Source organism: Flavobacterium buctense, assembly GCF_014486695.1.
GTDB classification, from domain to species: Bacteria; Bacteroidota; Bacteroidia; order Flavobacteriales; family Flavobacteriaceae; genus Flavobacterium; species Flavobacterium buctense.
Window position 1 is genome coordinate 520,575 of the sequence record NZ_JACTAB010000001.1, and the last position, 15,883, is coordinate 536,457.

The window sequence follows — 15,883 nt, forward strand, 5'->3', positions numbered from 1 at the left end:
ACTTTAACCCCAAGTTTTGGTTGAAATTTTCTCTAATCAATTTGCTGATTGTAGCGCTTTTGGGGCTTTTGATGCGGTATAAAATTGGGTTTGAATTTCCTTTCTTTAACCAAAAGAATTTGCAGCATTCCCATTCTCATTTTGCTTTTGCCGGTTGGATTAGCCATACTTTGATGGTGTTGATGGTTGGGTTTTTGGAGAAGAAAGGGAAAAGGGAAGAGGGAAAAGGGATAAGGTGGACAAAGTATAATAAGATTCTAATAGCCAATTTGATTTGTGCTTATGGCATGTTGGTTTTCTTTATTGTTCAGGGTTATGCGGCTTTTTCGATTGTGTTTTCTACTTCTTCCATCATTGTGGCTTATGTTTTTGGGTACCAATATTGGAAAGATTTGAAATCGGTGGACCAAAGTTCGCTTTCGGTCAATTGGTTTAAAGGTGCGATTTTTTTCAATGTCATTTCATCGTTGGGCACTTTTGCTTTGGCGTATATGATGGTGACCAAAAACATTCATCAAAACGAATACTTAGCCTCAATATATTACTATTTGCATTTTCAATATAACGGTTGGTTTTTCTTCGCTTGTATGGGATTGTTGGTGTATTTCCTCGACTTGAAAGCCACGGATTCGCCTTTATACCGAAAAGTATTTTGGTTGTTCTTTATCGCCTGTATTCCGGCTTATTTCTTATCAACGTTGTGGTTAGATTTGCCGATATGGATTTATATTCCAACTGTCGCTGCGGCTTTTCTTCAAGTATTTGCTTGGTTTCCGTTTTTGTTTAAGGTCCTCAAAACCAGAAAAGACGTTTTTGAAAACTACCCGTTCTTTTTGCGTTACCTTATTCTTTTTGTAGCCTTGGCTTTTGGTGTGAAGTTGTTGTTGCAATTAGGCTCGACTGTTCCGACGCTTAGTCAGTTGGCTTTTGGTTTCCGACCTATAGTGATTGCTTATTTGCATTTGGTTTTATTGGCGGTTATCAGTTTGTTTTTGTTGTTTTACATCTATGTCAATCATTTCTTTTTTATCCGTAGCTCCATCAAATTCGGGATTACGCTTTTCTCAGTGGGTGTTTTTTTAAACGAGTTGGTTTTGGCCGTTCAAGGGATTGCTTCCTTTAGTTATACGGTTATTCCATTTGTAAACGAGCTGCTTTTTGGTATAGCGGCGTTAATGGTTTCGGGTATAGGCATCACTGCTTTTTATTCGATAAAAAAAGTTAAAATCCCTGCAGTTTTATGAGTTCAATCATAAAATAACTGTTTCATAGTTAGGTACTTTGTGTGTATAAACCAAGTATTTATTATTATGAAAAATTCCATTAAAATTTTGCTCTTAGCTTGTTTTTTTGCCACTGTGGGTTGCAAACAAAGCAGCGAAACCCCAACTGAAACAACCGAAAGCACACCGGCCCAAAGTGTGGGTCAAGAAGGCGTACAAGATGAAACCTCTAACCCAAATATCGTTCAGGTTGCCTCGGGAAGTAAAGACCACACTACATTAGTAGCGGCTGTTAAAGCGGCTGAGTTGGTAACTTCTTTAAGTAATGCCGGACCGTTTACCGTTTTTGCTCCTACCAATGCGGCTTTTGATAAATTACCGGCCGGAACGGTTGATGATTTGCTAAAACCGGAGAAAAAAGCCGACTTGCAAAACATTTTAGGTTACCACACTTATGTGGGTACTTTGAAGGTTGAATACATGCAAGACGGACAAGAGTTTGACATGGTGTATGGTGGTAAAGTGAAAATTACCAAACAAGGCGAAAAGACTTTTGTCAACGGTTCTGAAATTGTGGCTTCGATAGAAACTTCCAACGGGATTATCCACGTGATTGGAGACGTCTTACTTCCAAAATAGGATAATTATTAATTCAAATCTTGTTTTTCTTTTTTGAAAGGGAAAAGGCGTGAAAGTTGTCATTCACGCCTTTTTTTGTGATTAAAATCATAAATCAAGCCACTTTCTTTGCTTCTATTTGTACTTCAATTTCAATGCGTTTCGGATATGTTTCTACCGAGAAAATACGTGCTCATTTTACTGTTGTTGCTGGCTTTATTTTCAAGTTACAATTACATTATTTATACCGATACCTCGGCTTATGGTGCGGTTCGATTGTCGGGAAAAGCAGTTCAAGGCGAAAAACTTTGGCTGCAAAACAATTGCAATTCCTGTCACCAAATTTACGGTTTGGGCGGTTATCTCGGTCCCGATTTGACCAATGTGTATTCCTTTAGAAAGCGTGATGAAAAGTATTTGAAATCAATGTTCAACAGCGGGATCAATGCCATGCCGGAATTTGATTTTAATGAAACAGAAAAAGCTGAATTGTTGCAGTTCTTAAAAGAAATCGACCAAACCGGAAAATATCCTAATACTGAAGCCGTGATTGAGGCAGATGGTTGGGTCAAAATTCAAAACCAAAATTCAACACATGAATAATACCCGCTATCCTTTTTACTTTATTGCCGCCGGATTGATTTCATTACTATTGGGTTTGTTGTGCGGATTGCTCGCCGGTTTTCAGTATCTCATTCCAGAGTTTATCAAAGAAACGTTACCATTCAACGCGCTTCGGCCGTTGCATACATTCTTTGTGGTTTCTTGGGTTTTATTGACCGCTATTGGGGGTCTTTACTATTATTTGGACCAAAATAGCGAAGCCAAATCACCGAATCAGAGTCTGATTAAAACCCACTTTTGGATTTTTGTTCTGACCGGATTTGGAATAGCATTGTCTTATTTATTTAAAAATTTTGCCGGAAAAGAATACCTCGAATTCCCAAGTTATTTCTATTTCCCGATTGTTTTGGGTTGGATTTTATTGGGGATTAATTATTTCAAAACGGTAGTTCCGTCTTTCAAAAATTGGCCGGTCTATTACTGGATGTGGGCTACGGGAATCTTATTTATGATTTACCATTTTACCGAAGCCCATTTGTGGTTGTTGCCTTATTTCAAAGAGCATTTTGTTCAAAATGTAGCCATGCAATGGAAAGCCGGTGGGTCGTATGTGGGTTCTTGGAACATGTTGGTTTACGGCACGGCGATTTATGTCATGGCCAAAATAGGGAATGATAACCGTTATGCTAAATCCGGAAAGGCGTTTTTCTTTTACTTTTTAGGATTGACCAACCTGATGTTTGGCTGGGCGCATCACGTTTATATTATTCCGACAGCGCCATGGATTCGCTATCTCGCTTACGGCATCAGTATGACCGAATGGATTATACTGTTTTCAATTGTTTACGACTGGAAAAAGAGTTTGGCTAAAGAGACAAAAACAGCCTTCCCTTTGGCTTATCAATTCATGCTTTTAGCTGATTTCTGGGTGTTTTTGAACATTGTTTTAGCGCTGTTGATTTCTATTCCGGCTATTAATTTATTCACGCATGGAACGCACATAACAGTGGCGCATTCCATGGGAACTACGATTGGTATCAATACTTTGATATTGTTGTCTTCAGTGACTTATATTTTAGAATCGAATAACGGTTTAGTTGTTGTAAAAAGAATTCAAATCGGCATTCGCATTTTCAATATTTCGTTTTTGCTTTTCTGGCTTAGTTTGTTGTTGATGGGCATAAAAAAGGCTTATTGGACACACTTTAACCAAGCGCTTTCTTTTGCCCAATTTCAAGATGGAATGCATTGGTTTTATGTGCTTTTTGTGCTTTTCGGCTTGGGTATTTTGGCAGGATTGTACTTAGTTGTCTTTGAACTGCTTAAAAACATCAAAAAACAACTCGTTTAATCAACGAGATGACATATATCATACTTTATATGGAATGATTTCACAAAATTCGCCCCTTATTTAAAACGTTACCACATGACTACTACAAACAACATTCATACTTTTCACATACCCGTAATGGGATTGGCCTATACTATTGACAGTCCGATTCGCGTGGCGCAATTTGGGATTTCTTCTGTAATATCAATCACCGATGACGAACTGATAGAAAAGATGAGGGCTTTTTACAGTAAAAAATTCAGTTTGCCTTACCAAGAGATTACGCAAAAATGTTATGATTACCGTGCGGAAAGAATCAAGCATTATTTGAATTTGGTGGATACCATTGTCAAAGACAAGTTTGAAAGTTTCAAAAACGAATTGGCTGAAAACAAAACCGCTTTGGAAAACTATATCGCCATGTTACCTAATAAATCCGAACTTAAAAATGGTTTGCAAAAGTTCATAGATGAAGGTTTATTAATCAAAGAATCGGTGAAGAATTACTTGGCTGAACACTTTTCGCCCGGTGAGATAGATGTCAATATTATGACTAAAGTTGATAAAGACAATTTTGATAAAAACGAACCACTGCCGGTTGAGTTTAACGATGCTCATGCTTCATTGCGCGGTTTTGCCGAGAGTGATTTGACCTCTTCGGTAGTACTTTCGGCAGGCATGAATCCGAGGTTGTACAGCTATTTTGAAAAGTTTCCGGTGTTTTATCCGGATGCGAATGGTGTGTTGCAAAAGAAAATTATTCTTAAAGTAAGCGATTTCCGTTCGGCTATGATTCAAGGGAATTTCTTGGCCAAAAAAGGGCTTTGGGTTTCAGAATACCGCATTGAATCGGGGTTGAATTGTGGCGGACATGCGTTTGCTACCGATGGTTTTTTGATGGGACCGATTTTGGAAGAGTTTAAAACTAAGAAAGACCAATTAATCCAATCTGCACACGAGTTGATGGTGAAGGCTTTGGAAGCTAAAAATCTTCCTGTTCCGGCACAGCCATTCGACTTAAAAATCACGGCTCAAGGCGGTGTTGGTACTGCCGAAGAACACGAGTTTTTATTGCATCATTTTCAAATTGATACGGTGGGTTGGGGTTCGCCATTTCTGTTAGTTCCCGAAGCCACTTCGGTGGATGAAGAAACCAGAACACTTTTGGCGAAAGCCCAAGAAGAAGATTTTTACTTGAGTGATATTTCACCGCTTGGCGTTCCGTTTAATTCTGTAAAAGGCATGAGCAATGATCTTTGGAAGCAAAAAAGGATAGATGAAAACAAAGCCGGAAGTTCATGTCCGAAAAAACTATTGGCGCTAAGCAAAGAATACGACCCACAAGGCATGTGTACCGCTTCTAAAAAATACCAGGATATTAAATTGGCCGAATTAGAAACCCAAAAAGACCTTTTATCCGACAACGAACTTCAGAAAAAGCAAGCCAAAATATTTGAAAAATCGTGCCTGTGTGTAGGTTTGGCAAATGCTTCTTACATGGAAAACAGTCTCGAAGTCAAAGGGCAACAACAAGGTGTGGTGATTTGTCCCGGACCGAATTTGGCGTATTTTGACCGAGTGGTTTCTTTGACAGATATGGTCAAACATATTTACGGCAATGCTAATGTGTTGGCTAAAACCCATCGCCCGAATATGTTTGTCAAAGAGTTGACAATGTATGTCGATTATTTGAAAAATGAATTGGACAACCATACGGTAGAATTCACTGCGGCACAACTCAAAAAATGGGATGCCTTTAAAAGCAATATGTTGGTGGGCATTGACTATTACATTGATTTGTTTGCGACCACCGATTTCTTTGCCAATGAAAAGCATACTATTCAAAAACAATTACAGTTTTACAAGGCAGTGGTAAATGAGATTGACCTCCCTGTTTTGGAGAAAGTATAACTTACCGGAGAACGATTTTCATATCGGAATACAAATGAAGTTGCTCTTCCAAATGATTATAGGAATTGGGTAATTTTCCCAAGGTATCCACATCATTCCGGAAATACTGAATGTAGTATGTTCCGGTATATTGATTGTATTTGAGGTAGTCAATCATGTCGTTCAATTCTTCGGCAGCAATGAGCTTGGAATGGTATGTAGTGCGGACTTCATATTGAATATTGCTGTTCAAAAGGATTTGCAGTGATTTTTCAAAGAGGTCAAACAAATCGGATTGGGTAATAAATTTGAACGATTGGTAACTCGCTTTAAAGTCGAGCGCCACATAGTCGATTAGGTTTTCTTCAATTAATTGCTGCAGCAATTCGGGATTGGTGCCATTGGTGTCAATTTTGACCAAAAACCCCATAGCTTTTACCGCTTTAATTTGCTCCTTGATGTTTTTGTGAATCAGACATTCGCCACCGCTAAAAACGACCGCGTCGAGCAAACCTATTCGGGTAGTCAAAAAGGAAATTGCTTCAGTAAAAGGCAGTTTTCCTTTTCCCAAAACAATTTCCGGATTGTAACAATACAAACACCGCATATTGCAACCGGCGTACCAAAAGATACAAGCTGATTTATTGGGATAATCCAATAAAGTGAACGGTGTAATATTGTAAATAGGCTTAGTCATTTAGCATTCTTTGAAATGAAGACGTTGCTTGTGTTCGCCTTTTTTACCAATGTTAAAACTCTCTACCGGACGGTGATAACCCATCACTCTGGTGTAGACCAAGCATTTGGTTCTTAAATGCTGATTTTGTTCTGAAATCTCGTTAATTTTTGTTTTCATATATAGTATTATTTTGGTTTTCCAGTAGGTTTTCATCACATTTCGGACAGTATTCGTGTTCGCCGTTTAAATAACCGTGAACCGGACAAACACTAAATACCGGCGTGACAGTGATGTATGGCAATTTGAATTTAGACAAGACTGTTTTGACAAAGTTTTTACAAGCTTCCGAAGTACTGATTCTTTCGTTCATGTACAAATGTAGCACGGTTCCGCCGGTGTATTGGCATTGCAATTCGTCTTGCATTAATAAAGCTTCGAATGGATCTTGGGTAAAATCAACGGGGATTTGCGAGCTGTTGGTGTAATAAATATTTTCTTCCATGCCGGCTTGCAAGATGTTCGGGTAGCGCTTTTTGTCTTCTTTGGCAAAACGATAAGTTGTTCCTTCGGCCGGAGTCGCTTCGAGGTTGTAGAGATTTCCCGTGGCTTCCTGAAATTCTTTCATGCGGTTGCGGATGTGGTTTAAAATTTCCATGGAAAATTCATGCCCGAAAGTAGACGTGATGTCTTCTTTATCATCGGTAAAATTGCGAATCATTTCATTCATGCCATTAACCCCGATGGTCGAAAAGTGATTTCTGAAATGAGGCAAATATCTTTTGGTGTAAGGATACAAACCGCGGTCATACATCTCTTGGATGAATTGGCGTTTTTTCTCTAAAGTCGATTGTGCTAAGGCCATTAGTCGGTCTAATTGATTGAACAACTCTTCTTTTTTGCCTTCATACAAATACCCCAAACGCGCCATGTTGATGGTTACCACGCCAATGCTTCCGGTCATTTCGGCACTGCCAAATAAGCCGTTGCCACGCTTTAACAATTCTCTTAAATCGAGTTGCAAACGACAACACATACTGCGCACGGCATTGGGTTTGTAGGCATTTGGGTTTTCAATTTTGTTGCCGTTTTCATCCAAAAGATATTGGCTTCCGATAAAATTTTGAAAATAAGACGAGCCAATTTTAGCCGTGTTTTCAAACAGCAGTCCGGTGTTTTCGCCATTCCAGTTAAAATCCTCAGTAATATTTACCGTCGGAATCGGGAAGGTAAACGGTTGGCCATTGGCATCGCCTTCGGTCATCACGGTATAATAGGCTTTGTTGATGAGGTTCATTTCGGGTTGGAAATGTTCGTAACGCATTTCGATTAAGGAATCCACACCTCGTTCTTTGGCACGAGCCAAAACGTTTTCATCGGTTATTTTTTCAAATAAATGGTGGTCATTTTTGGTCGGAATCTGTTCTTTTAAATCGGCCGGAACCACCCAATCCAAAGTGATATTGGTAAAAGGTGATTGTCCCCAACGTGCGGGAACATTGAGGTTGTAAACAAAACTGCGAACCGCTTTCAGTACATCGTCAAAAGACAAATCGTCTTTGAAAACATAAGGCGCTAAATACGTGTCAAACGAGCTAAACGCTTGCGCGCCGGCCCATTCACTTTGCAAAATCCCGAGAAAGTTGGCCATTTGTCCCAAAGCTTCTCGGAAGTGCGATGGTGCTTTGCTTTCTACACGACCACGAACGCCGTTGAAACCGTCATTGAGCAAAACCCTCAAACTCCAACCCGCACAATATCCGGTTAAGCAATCTAAATCGTGTATGTGTAAATCCCCGTTGCGGTGCGCATAACCTTCTTCTTTGGAATAGACTTTATCTAACCAATAATTGGCAATGATTTTTCCGGCCACATTGTTTACCAAACCCGCATTGGAATAGGAAGTATTGGCATTGGCATTAATGCGCCAATCGGTTTGGGAGATGTATTCTTCTATGGTTTGGGTGCTGTCAACATAAGTCGTGTCATCATTTAATCCTTGAATGTGTTCGCGTTGTAGCTTTCGTGTGTGGCGGTACAACATAAACGAACGCATCACCGTGAAATATTGGTTTTCAAAAAGCGTTTGCTCAATAATGTCCTGAATTTCTTCGACAGCCCAAGTTTCTTTGGAATCAATTGCGGCGATGACTTTTTCAAAAACACGCTCATCAAACGGAAGGGAAACACTATTAAAACTCTTGACAATCGCATCCTTTATCTTAAAAGGTTCAAAAGGTTTGTAATCTCCGTTTCTTTTGATGACATATTTTTCCATGATGAGCGTGGTTTTTCGGGTTAGGTTAGCATTGATTATAAAACGTTGAATTTGGCTTCCATGGCTTTGGCTTTTGGAAACACTATGTTGTTTTCGAGGTGTATGTGTTTGTGTAAATCTTGCTCGAATTCTTTTAGCATAGCAAATGTGACTCTGTACGTTTCACAAGCATCTGCCGGTGGATTGTAGTCATTGGTCAGTTGGGCTATTTTTTGGAAACGTTCGCCTTCATTTTCGTGTTCTTCCTGCATCATCGCAATCGGATTGTCTACGGTTCCAAAATGGGGTTGCTCAATAGTTGTGTTGTCTCTTAAGGCGTAGTACATTTTTTTGACAAACGGAAACAGAATCAGCTCTTCTTTTTTCATGTGTTGGGCCAATTCGCCGGCACAAATTTTAAAGTGAAGCGCAATTTCAAACAACTCGGGATGTCTTTCTCCGTGTACTTTGCAAAGTTTATCGAGATAGAATAATAAGGCAATCGATTTTTCTTCTACATAACGGTGGTGCGTTTTTTCGATGTAGTCGATAAGTAAGTCGGTTGGCCAGGATTTGAAATCAATACTGTTATCCGATTTTGATTCTAAGACAGCGTTTAATTCGTCTTGGATTACATTGGAATCAAGTCCTTTTTTTTCGCAAACTTCTTCTAAAGTTCGGTTGCCTTTACAGCAAAAATCGATACCGTATTTGGAAAAAACGGCGGCGGTTCTAAAATCGCCGGCTACAAATTCGCCTACGGTTATTTGTTCTAAAGTATTCATAATAGTTATGTTTTTAAATTAAATTTTAAGCATTAATGTTTCTCAAAATTAAGCCCTTATGCGGATAGAGATATATGATTTAAGTCATAGAAAAGCGTCTTTTTCGGTGGTTATTTTGTGGTCAATTAAATAAGGTTTATGGAAAGTTTAAAAGAGAAGATTCTCCAATTGAAAAAGGAGAAAAATGCGGTGATTTTGGCCCATTATTACCAGCAACCCGAAATACAGGAAATTGCCGATTATGTTGGCGACAGTTTGGGATTATCACAAGAAGCCGAAAAAGCAAATGCTGCTATTATCGTGTTTGCCGGCGTACATTTTATGGCAGAAACCGCCAAGCTACTCAATCCGAAGAAAAAGGTTTTGCTGCCCGATTTAGCAGCCGGTTGTTCTTTGGCCGAGTCGTGTCCGCCGGATATATTTAAAAAATTCATCGACGCGCATCCTAATCATATTGTGATTACTTATGTGAATTGTTCGGCCGAAATTAAAGCGTTGAGTCATTTGGTTTGCACGTCTTCCAATGCTGAAAAAATTGTGAATTCTGTTCCCGAAAACATTCCGATAATCTTTGCACCGGATAAAAATTTAGGGAATTATATCAATCAAAAAACAGGAAGAAAAATGCTCCTTTGGGACGGCAGTTGTGTGGTTCACGAGGCTTTTTCCTTAGACAAATTGATTGCTTTACACAAAGAACATCCCGACGCTGCGATTATCGCGCATCCCGAATCGGAAACGCATATTTTAGAAACGGCGAGTTATATTGGTTCCACTTCCGGGATGATTGACTATGTGAAGCAAAGTCCGAAAACCAAATTCATTGTCGCTACCGAAGCCGGAATTTTATACAAAATGCAGGAAGAAGTACCTGATAAAATACTAATTCCCGCACCGTCAATAGAAGACAATACTTGCGCTTGCAGCGAATGCGCCTATATGAAACTCAATACACTTCGCAAAGTTTACGATTGTTTACTCCATGAAGCTCCGGAAATTAAAGTGCCGAAGAAAATTGCTGACAAAGCCATTATTCCCATCAAACGAATGCTTGATTTATCGAAATTATGAACATCCAAACCGATTATTTAATCTTAGGTTCGGGTATCGCCGGACTAACGGTTGCCATCAAATTGGCACAACAATTTCCTGATCGAAAAGTGTTGGTGGTGACCAAATCCAACGAAGCCGAGTCGAACACCAAATATGCTCAAGGCGGCATTGCCGTGGTGATGGACGGCGTAACCGATAATTTTGAAAAACACATTAACGATACCTTAGTTTGTGGTGATGGTTTGTGCGACCGCGATGTGGTGGAAATGGTAATCAAAGAAGGACCAAAGCGCTTAGCCGAACTCATCCAATGGGGAACACAATTCGATTTGAACGCGAAGGGAAATCTCGATTTAGCCAAAGAAGGCGGTCATTCCAATCATCGTGTGGTGCATTTTAAAGACCAAACCGGATTGGAGATTGAACGCGCTATTTTGGTCAAAGCCCATCAGGGAAAGAATATTGAAATTCTCGATTTTCATTTTGCGATTGATTTAATGATGTGTGCCAATGTTTGTCAAGGCGTATATGTTTTGGACGAAAAAAGCAATGAAAAGATAACGATTCATTCTCGATTTACGATTTTGGCGACAGGCGGAATAGGTCAGGTTTACCAACAAACTACCAATCCAAAAATTGCGACCGGCGATGGCATTGCGATGGCGATTCGAGCAAAAGCAAAAATCAGTGATATGGAATTTATTCAATTTCACCCAACAGCTTTATATGCGCCCAATTCGCTTTCGACCTTTTTGATTTCGGAAGCAGTTCGAGGTTTTGGCGGACAATTGAAAACCAAAAACGGTCATCGGTTTATGTTTGATTACGATGTTCGAGGCGAATTGGCTTCGCGCGATATTGTTTCCAGAAGCATTGAAACTGAACTAAAAAATTCGGGTGAGGCTTGTGTTTATTTGGATTGTACCCAATTGGATTTAGTGGAATTCAAGAAGCACTTTCCAACTATTTATGAGAACTGTTTGTTGGAAGGGATTGATGTTGCCAAAGATTGGATTCCGGTGATTCCGACCCAGCATTATTTGTGTGGCGGGATTGTAGTAAATAGACACGGACAAACTTCAGTAGACAATTTATTGGCTTGTGGCGAATGTTCCCGAACCGGTTTGCATGGTGCGAATCGATTGGCTTCGAATTCACTGTTGGAAGCTTTGGTTTATGCACATCAAATTTTTAAATTTTTAAGCGAATCGGATTCGGAAATCAAATCGGTTACAACTAAAATACAGTATAATTTCAAGCGAAAAATGAAACCAATAACTATCGAATGGGTATCAATTTTAAAAGAAAAACTACAATCCATCATGCAACAAAATGCCGGAATAGTGAGAAATGACACCGACCTAAAAAACACTTTAAGACAATTACAGCTTTGGAAAAATCAATGTCAAAAAATAGAACAGGAACATTTGGTTTCCAAAGACTTTTTGGAACTAAAAAACTGCATTGAAGTAAGTATCCCGATAGTGGTTTTTTCACTGAAACGAACCCAAAACAAAGGAAGTTTTTTTAAAGAAGGCAAAACGATAAACCTCCAATTCTGACCAAACTACCCAAAACCAACATCGCAACGCCAATAACGGTAATCGTTACAATTTGAATTGCTACGGGAAGTAAGTTTTCAGATTTGACTTTCGGGAAGACGAATAGTTGGGCATTAATCGCCATTCCGATTGAGATGAAAAGCAATAATAATTTAAGCGATACGATTTTTTCGATACCATTGGAAAACGAAAACCATTGGGTAAAAGTGACGTCATAATGGTACGCCATTAAAATTCCGGTTACGAGTAAAGTCAACAAAGATGGTAAGCCAACCGGTTCAAATTTGTCTTTAAAATTAATTAGGATCGAAGCGTCTTTCTTTTTTAACGCTTCGGGCAAATAGCGAATGGATAAAAAAAGATGACCACCAACCCAAATGGCTGCGGCTAATAAATGAAAGATTAAAATAATCTGGTGTTGCATTAGCTCAACGTTTTATACATCATGGCGGCTGAAATGTTCAGTGCGCGGTTTTTGATTTCTTCGGCTTTTGGCCCTTCAAAAAGTTTGTCTACCGTTTCGGTAAAGAGTTTGTTCCAATGACCAAAATGTGTTGGATTCATTGGGCTTTTCTCGTGCAATTCTTTGTGTCTTGCCATCGGATTGCCTTCATAATTTCCGGTAAAGAAAAGAATGTTTTCCCAAAAACTATACATTTTAGGTAAATGATTTTCCCAATTCACATGAGCTACATCGGTGAACAAATAGCCAATAACCTCGTCCGTTTTTACTTTTTCGTAAAAGGTGTTGACCAATTTTTCGATGTCTTTTCTGTTTCGGATATCGGTTTTCATGTTACAAATCTTTTTGGTTGAATTTTTTAAGCGAAATAAAAAACGGAACGATGACCCACAAACAAAGCAATAAGAACGACACGATCAAACCGATAGAAGTTCCGAAAAAGTCTTTGAAAATAGCGCCGGTATAACCCATCATAGCCGATACATCTAAATGCATCAGAATTTGAATTCGGGCCAAGTCAATCGGACTCAATGCAGTTATCCCAACCATGGCATTTTCGATAGGATAATCGGCCAATTGGAACAATAAAAACAAAACGATACCATCAAAAAGCAAGGCGAAAAACAACCAAGTCATAATGGCAATTCCTATGCCTTTCGCTTTGTCGCGGGTGAGAATCGAACTCAAAAAGGCCAAAGCCACAAAGATGACCGAAATCAAACAGCCGATAGCAATCATCATGAGTCCAACGCTGTCGGGCGCATTCACCAATAACGGAATTCCGGCACCAATCCCAAAAGCCAAAACCATCGAAAGTGATAAGCCAAGAAACAAACTAGTCCAGATTTTTCGGCGTTTGATGGGTTGGCTCAATAACAATTCGATAAACTCGGAACTGTTGTACAAATAAATAGTAGAAAACAAGATGGAAACCAACGGCACGGTGAATAAAATCACGTTGAGTATGGTCAATAAACCCTTGGCAGAATTGTCTTCTAAGGCGAAAGAACTCCACGAAAGTGCGGCCAAAATCAAGGTGTAAGCCAACACGATTTTGTTCTTTAGGATGTCGAGTAAGATGATTTTAATAATGCGGTTCATGGCGGTTGTTTTTTAAGATTTTGGCAATCGCTTTTGAGATTTTATCCTCTTGGGTAGAAGCTTTTAAGTCTTCTATTTTTTGATGGAAATGAACTTTGCCTTCTTGCATAAAAATAATTTCGGTAATCAAATCGTCCAGTTCGCTAAGCAAATGCGACGTGATGAGAATCAGCTTTCCTTTTTCTTTTTCGCGGATGATTTTTTCTTTCAGAATTTCGGAGGCCAATGGATCTAAACCGGCTGTAGGTTCATCTAAAATCAGCACTTCAGGATTAAAAAGAAAAGCCAAAACGGCACTGACTTTTTGTGTAGTTCCGCCGGAAAGCGTGCGCATTTGTTTGTCGAACATTTTATCCAATTCAAAAGCACGGATTAATTCTTCGTCTAAATCGGCAGTCGAGTTTCTGACTTTTTTGATCATCTCAATAATCTGACCGATGGTCATATTGTCGGGATAGCGACCAATTTGTGGCATGTAGCCAATATTATTTCGGTACAAATATTCACCAAGGATTGATTTTCCGTTGACTGTTATTGAACCGCTATCGGGTAAAACCATACCTAAAATGGCTTTGATTAAAGTAGTTTTTCCGCAACCATTCGGACCGATGAGCGCGATGCATTGGCCTTTTTGAAAAGAAAGGTTGATATCTTGGAGTACGGCTAACTTGCCGAACTTTTTAGTAATGTTTTGTATGTCAATCATAATGGCAGCGACTTCATTAAGGGCTTATTGTCTATAAAATTGTCAGGCGTTATGCTGGGTAAAACTTTTTCGGATTTGTCTAAAAGCGTAATCATAAAACTTCGGAACAAGATCATGGCCGACGGATTATTTTCGGTCAAAACGGCGAACAAGCTCAGCGGATGATATGGCACATCGCCAATACCGTCTTTGTTTAAATCATAGCCTTCATATTTGTCCCAATAATTGCTGTTGAACGTGTTGAGCACTAAACTTCCATTGGTACTGATGTCAAAAGTGTTGCCCACATAATTGTTGTTTACAATTTCATTTTCCATGCAACTGGCTTGGATTTTCATGCCCCAACCGTTGGCTTCAAAGACGTTTTTCTCGACTTTAATTCGGGACGTACCTTCCATATAAATCCCGGAAGTGTTTCGAGCAAAACGATTGTTGAAGATATAACTGTCGGCTATCTCTTTAAGCAATAATCCATAAGCAGAATCGCCCCAGTTTTCCTCAAAATAGTTGTTGAACATCTTTACGTTTTTGGTAAACATCACGGCAACTCCGGCGCCGTTTCCTTTGAAAACATTGGTGATATACGAATCGTCATTGGAAAACATAAAATGCAAACCGTAGCGAATATTGTTATTGGAAATATTCCTCCAAATCACGGATTGGGTTACAAATTCAAAATAAATCCCGTCGCGATGGCCGGAGATTCTGTTGCCGATAATTTGCAAGTGCTCACTTTTCCAGCAGTGAATGCCGTTTCCGATGAGTTGTTCCTGCTTACCGTAGGCTCTGATTGTATTGTTTTTGACGATACTATTTTTGCAGTTTTGCAGGTAAATGCCAAAGAAATTGTTGTCGAGGATGTTGTTCTCAATACGAACAAAATTTCGGTCATAGACTTTAATTCCGCAAGGATCATCCAAAGCGGCATAACCTGAATTGATGATTTTGAATCCTTTTACCAGCACACTATCGGCGGCAACAGACAGGACTTCGAATTTATTTTGTCCATCGAGTATTGGATAGTTTTTGCCTAAAAAGGCAATTTTTTTGTTGATGATAATATTTCCTTCTTTATAAACACCTTTGGTCACGATAATGGTATCGCCATCGATTGCCAAAGTCAAAGCGTGTTTGATGGTTTTGACCGGATAGGTTTTACCCACCGTAATGGTTTTGGCATTACAAATCAGGCTCAAAAAGAAGAATATATAAACTAGATTTTTCATTTATAAGCGTTGTAAACTTCGGACCAAGTGATGGTTTGGGCTTCAAGTTTTTTGGCAAATTCGGCTTGTTCTTTGGCGGAACTGAAAGCGGCCATATTGCCTCTCATGGGCGAATTTATTTTTCCGCCTTTGATAAAATGAGCGGTTTCGGCCGGAATGAGCGTGTTGTCTTTCAGGTAATCATTAACAAAGAACGATTGGTATGGCACCACGGTATTCGATTTGGCAAATTGTACCATGCAGGCCAAGTCATCAAATTTGTAATAGCGTCCTTTTTTGGTGATTAATTCGGCTCCGAATTTACCATTGGCAATTGTCATCTTGCAGAAATCACAGGAATCTGAATTTATTTTGATTGGTTTTGGCTCATTAGAACCACAAGAGATTAAGGTTAGCATTGTGATACAAGCCATAACGAGAGTTCTCATG

General features: G+C 39.3%; 17 protein-coding genes. 7 read left to right on the forward strand and 10 right to left on the reverse strand.

Going from position 1 to position 15,883, the window contains the following annotated elements; translation table 11 throughout:
- Positions 1–20: 20 nt before the first annotated feature.
- The 5 genes from ICG50_RS02295 to ICG50_RS02315 all read left to right on the forward strand — a co-directional run bounded on the left by ICG50_RS02295 (position 21) and on the right by ICG50_RS02315 (position 5,646).
- On the forward strand, positions 21–1,244 hold the full coding sequence (locus tag ICG50_RS02295; protein ID WP_187659290.1) for a hypothetical protein: 1,224 nt from the start codon (positions 21–23) through the stop codon (positions 1,242–1,244).
- Between the two features lie 66 nt (positions 1,245–1,310).
- A complete protein-coding gene (locus ICG50_RS02300) occupies positions 1,311–1,862 on the forward strand; it encodes a fasciclin domain-containing protein (protein WP_187659291.1) in 552 nt (183 codons plus the stop codon).
- A gap of 147 nt (positions 1,863–2,009) precedes the next feature.
- Positions 2,010–2,444 (forward strand): c-type cytochrome, encoded by a 435-nt coding sequence (locus ICG50_RS02305; RefSeq protein ID WP_187659292.1) that lies wholly within the window; start codon positions 2,010–2,012, stop codon positions 2,442–2,444.
- Positions 2,437–3,756: a cbb3-type cytochrome c oxidase subunit I gene (locus ICG50_RS02310; RefSeq protein WP_187659293.1), complete on the forward strand. Its 1,320-nt coding sequence runs from the start codon at positions 2,437–2,439 to the stop codon at positions 3,754–3,756. The genes ICG50_RS02305 and ICG50_RS02310 overlap by 8 nt, the downstream gene beginning before the upstream one ends.
- Positions 3,757–3,831: 75 nt before the next feature.
- On the forward strand, positions 3,832–5,646 hold the full coding sequence (locus ICG50_RS02315) for a hypothetical protein (protein ID WP_187659294.1): 1,815 nt from the start codon (positions 3,832–3,834) through the stop codon (positions 5,644–5,646).
- A gap of 1 nt (position 5,647) precedes the next feature.
- Here ICG50_RS02315 and ICG50_RS02320 read toward each other — a convergent pair whose 3' ends face one another.
- From ICG50_RS02320 to ric, 4 genes are read right to left on the reverse strand one after another with little or no spacing between them, the layout of a single operon-like run.
- Positions 5,648–6,322, reverse strand: a complete 675-nt coding sequence (locus tag ICG50_RS02320) for an anaerobic ribonucleoside-triphosphate reductase activating protein (RefSeq protein ID WP_187659295.1) — start codon at positions 6,320–6,322, stop codon at positions 5,648–5,650.
- Entirely contained in the window at positions 6,323–6,481 is a 159-nt protein-coding gene (nrdD, locus tag ICG50_RS13160) for an anaerobic ribonucleoside-triphosphate reductase (RefSeq protein WP_187659296.1), read from the reverse strand.
- Positions 6,465–8,579, reverse strand: coding sequence for a ribonucleoside triphosphate reductase (locus ICG50_RS02330; protein ID WP_187659297.1), 2,115 nt, complete (start codon positions 8,577–8,579; stop codon positions 6,465–6,467). The genes nrdD and ICG50_RS02330 overlap by 17 nt, the downstream gene beginning before the upstream one ends.
- A gap of 35 nt (positions 8,580–8,614) precedes the next feature.
- Positions 8,615–9,343, reverse strand: a complete 729-nt coding sequence (gene ric, locus ICG50_RS02335) for an iron-sulfur cluster repair di-iron protein (protein ID WP_187659298.1) — start codon at positions 9,341–9,343, stop codon at positions 8,615–8,617.
- A gap of 138 nt (positions 9,344–9,481) precedes the next feature.
- Between ric and nadA the strand changes: the two genes are divergently transcribed.
- Both nadA and nadB read left to right on the forward strand, forming a co-directional pair.
- On the forward strand, positions 9,482–10,414 hold the full coding sequence (gene nadA, locus ICG50_RS02340) for a quinolinate synthase NadA (RefSeq protein WP_187659299.1): 933 nt from the start codon (positions 9,482–9,484) through the stop codon (positions 10,412–10,414).
- A complete protein-coding gene (gene nadB, locus ICG50_RS02345) occupies positions 10,411–11,958 on the forward strand; it encodes an L-aspartate oxidase (RefSeq protein ID WP_187659300.1) in 1,548 nt (515 codons plus the stop codon). The genes nadA and nadB overlap by 4 nt, the downstream gene beginning before the upstream one ends.
- Here the strand turns inward: nadB and ICG50_RS02350 are convergent.
- The 6 genes from ICG50_RS02350 to ICG50_RS02375 are packed head-to-tail and all read right to left on the reverse strand — an operon-like array spanning position 11,924 to position 15,882.
- A complete protein-coding gene (locus tag ICG50_RS02350) occupies positions 11,924–12,382 on the reverse strand; it encodes a copper resistance protein CopD (protein ID WP_187659301.1) in 459 nt (152 codons plus the stop codon). The genes nadB and ICG50_RS02350 overlap by 35 nt on opposite strands.
- Positions 12,382–12,753: a group III truncated hemoglobin gene (locus tag ICG50_RS02355; RefSeq protein ID WP_187659302.1), complete on the reverse strand. Its 372-nt coding sequence runs from the start codon at positions 12,751–12,753 to the stop codon at positions 12,382–12,384. Before ICG50_RS02355 ends, ICG50_RS02350 begins: the two co-directional genes overlap by 1 nt.
- Before the next feature lies 1 nt (position 12,754).
- Positions 12,755–13,522: an ABC transporter permease subunit gene (locus tag ICG50_RS02360; protein ID WP_187659303.1), complete on the reverse strand. Its 768-nt coding sequence runs from the start codon at positions 13,520–13,522 to the stop codon at positions 12,755–12,757.
- Positions 13,506–14,228: an ABC transporter ATP-binding protein gene (locus ICG50_RS02365; RefSeq protein ID WP_187659304.1), complete on the reverse strand. Its 723-nt coding sequence runs from the start codon at positions 14,226–14,228 to the stop codon at positions 13,506–13,508. The genes ICG50_RS02360 and ICG50_RS02365 overlap by 17 nt, the downstream gene beginning before the upstream one ends.
- Positions 14,225–15,454, reverse strand: coding sequence for a nitrous oxide reductase family maturation protein NosD (locus ICG50_RS02370; RefSeq protein WP_187659305.1), 1,230 nt, complete (start codon positions 15,452–15,454; stop codon positions 14,225–14,227). Before ICG50_RS02370 ends, ICG50_RS02365 begins: the two co-directional genes overlap by 4 nt.
- Positions 15,451–15,882 (reverse strand): nitrous oxide reductase accessory protein NosL, encoded by a 432-nt coding sequence (locus ICG50_RS02375; RefSeq protein ID WP_187659306.1) that lies wholly within the window; start codon positions 15,880–15,882, stop codon positions 15,451–15,453. The genes ICG50_RS02370 and ICG50_RS02375 overlap by 4 nt, the downstream gene beginning before the upstream one ends.
- Between the last annotated feature and the right edge of the window lies 1 nt (position 15,883).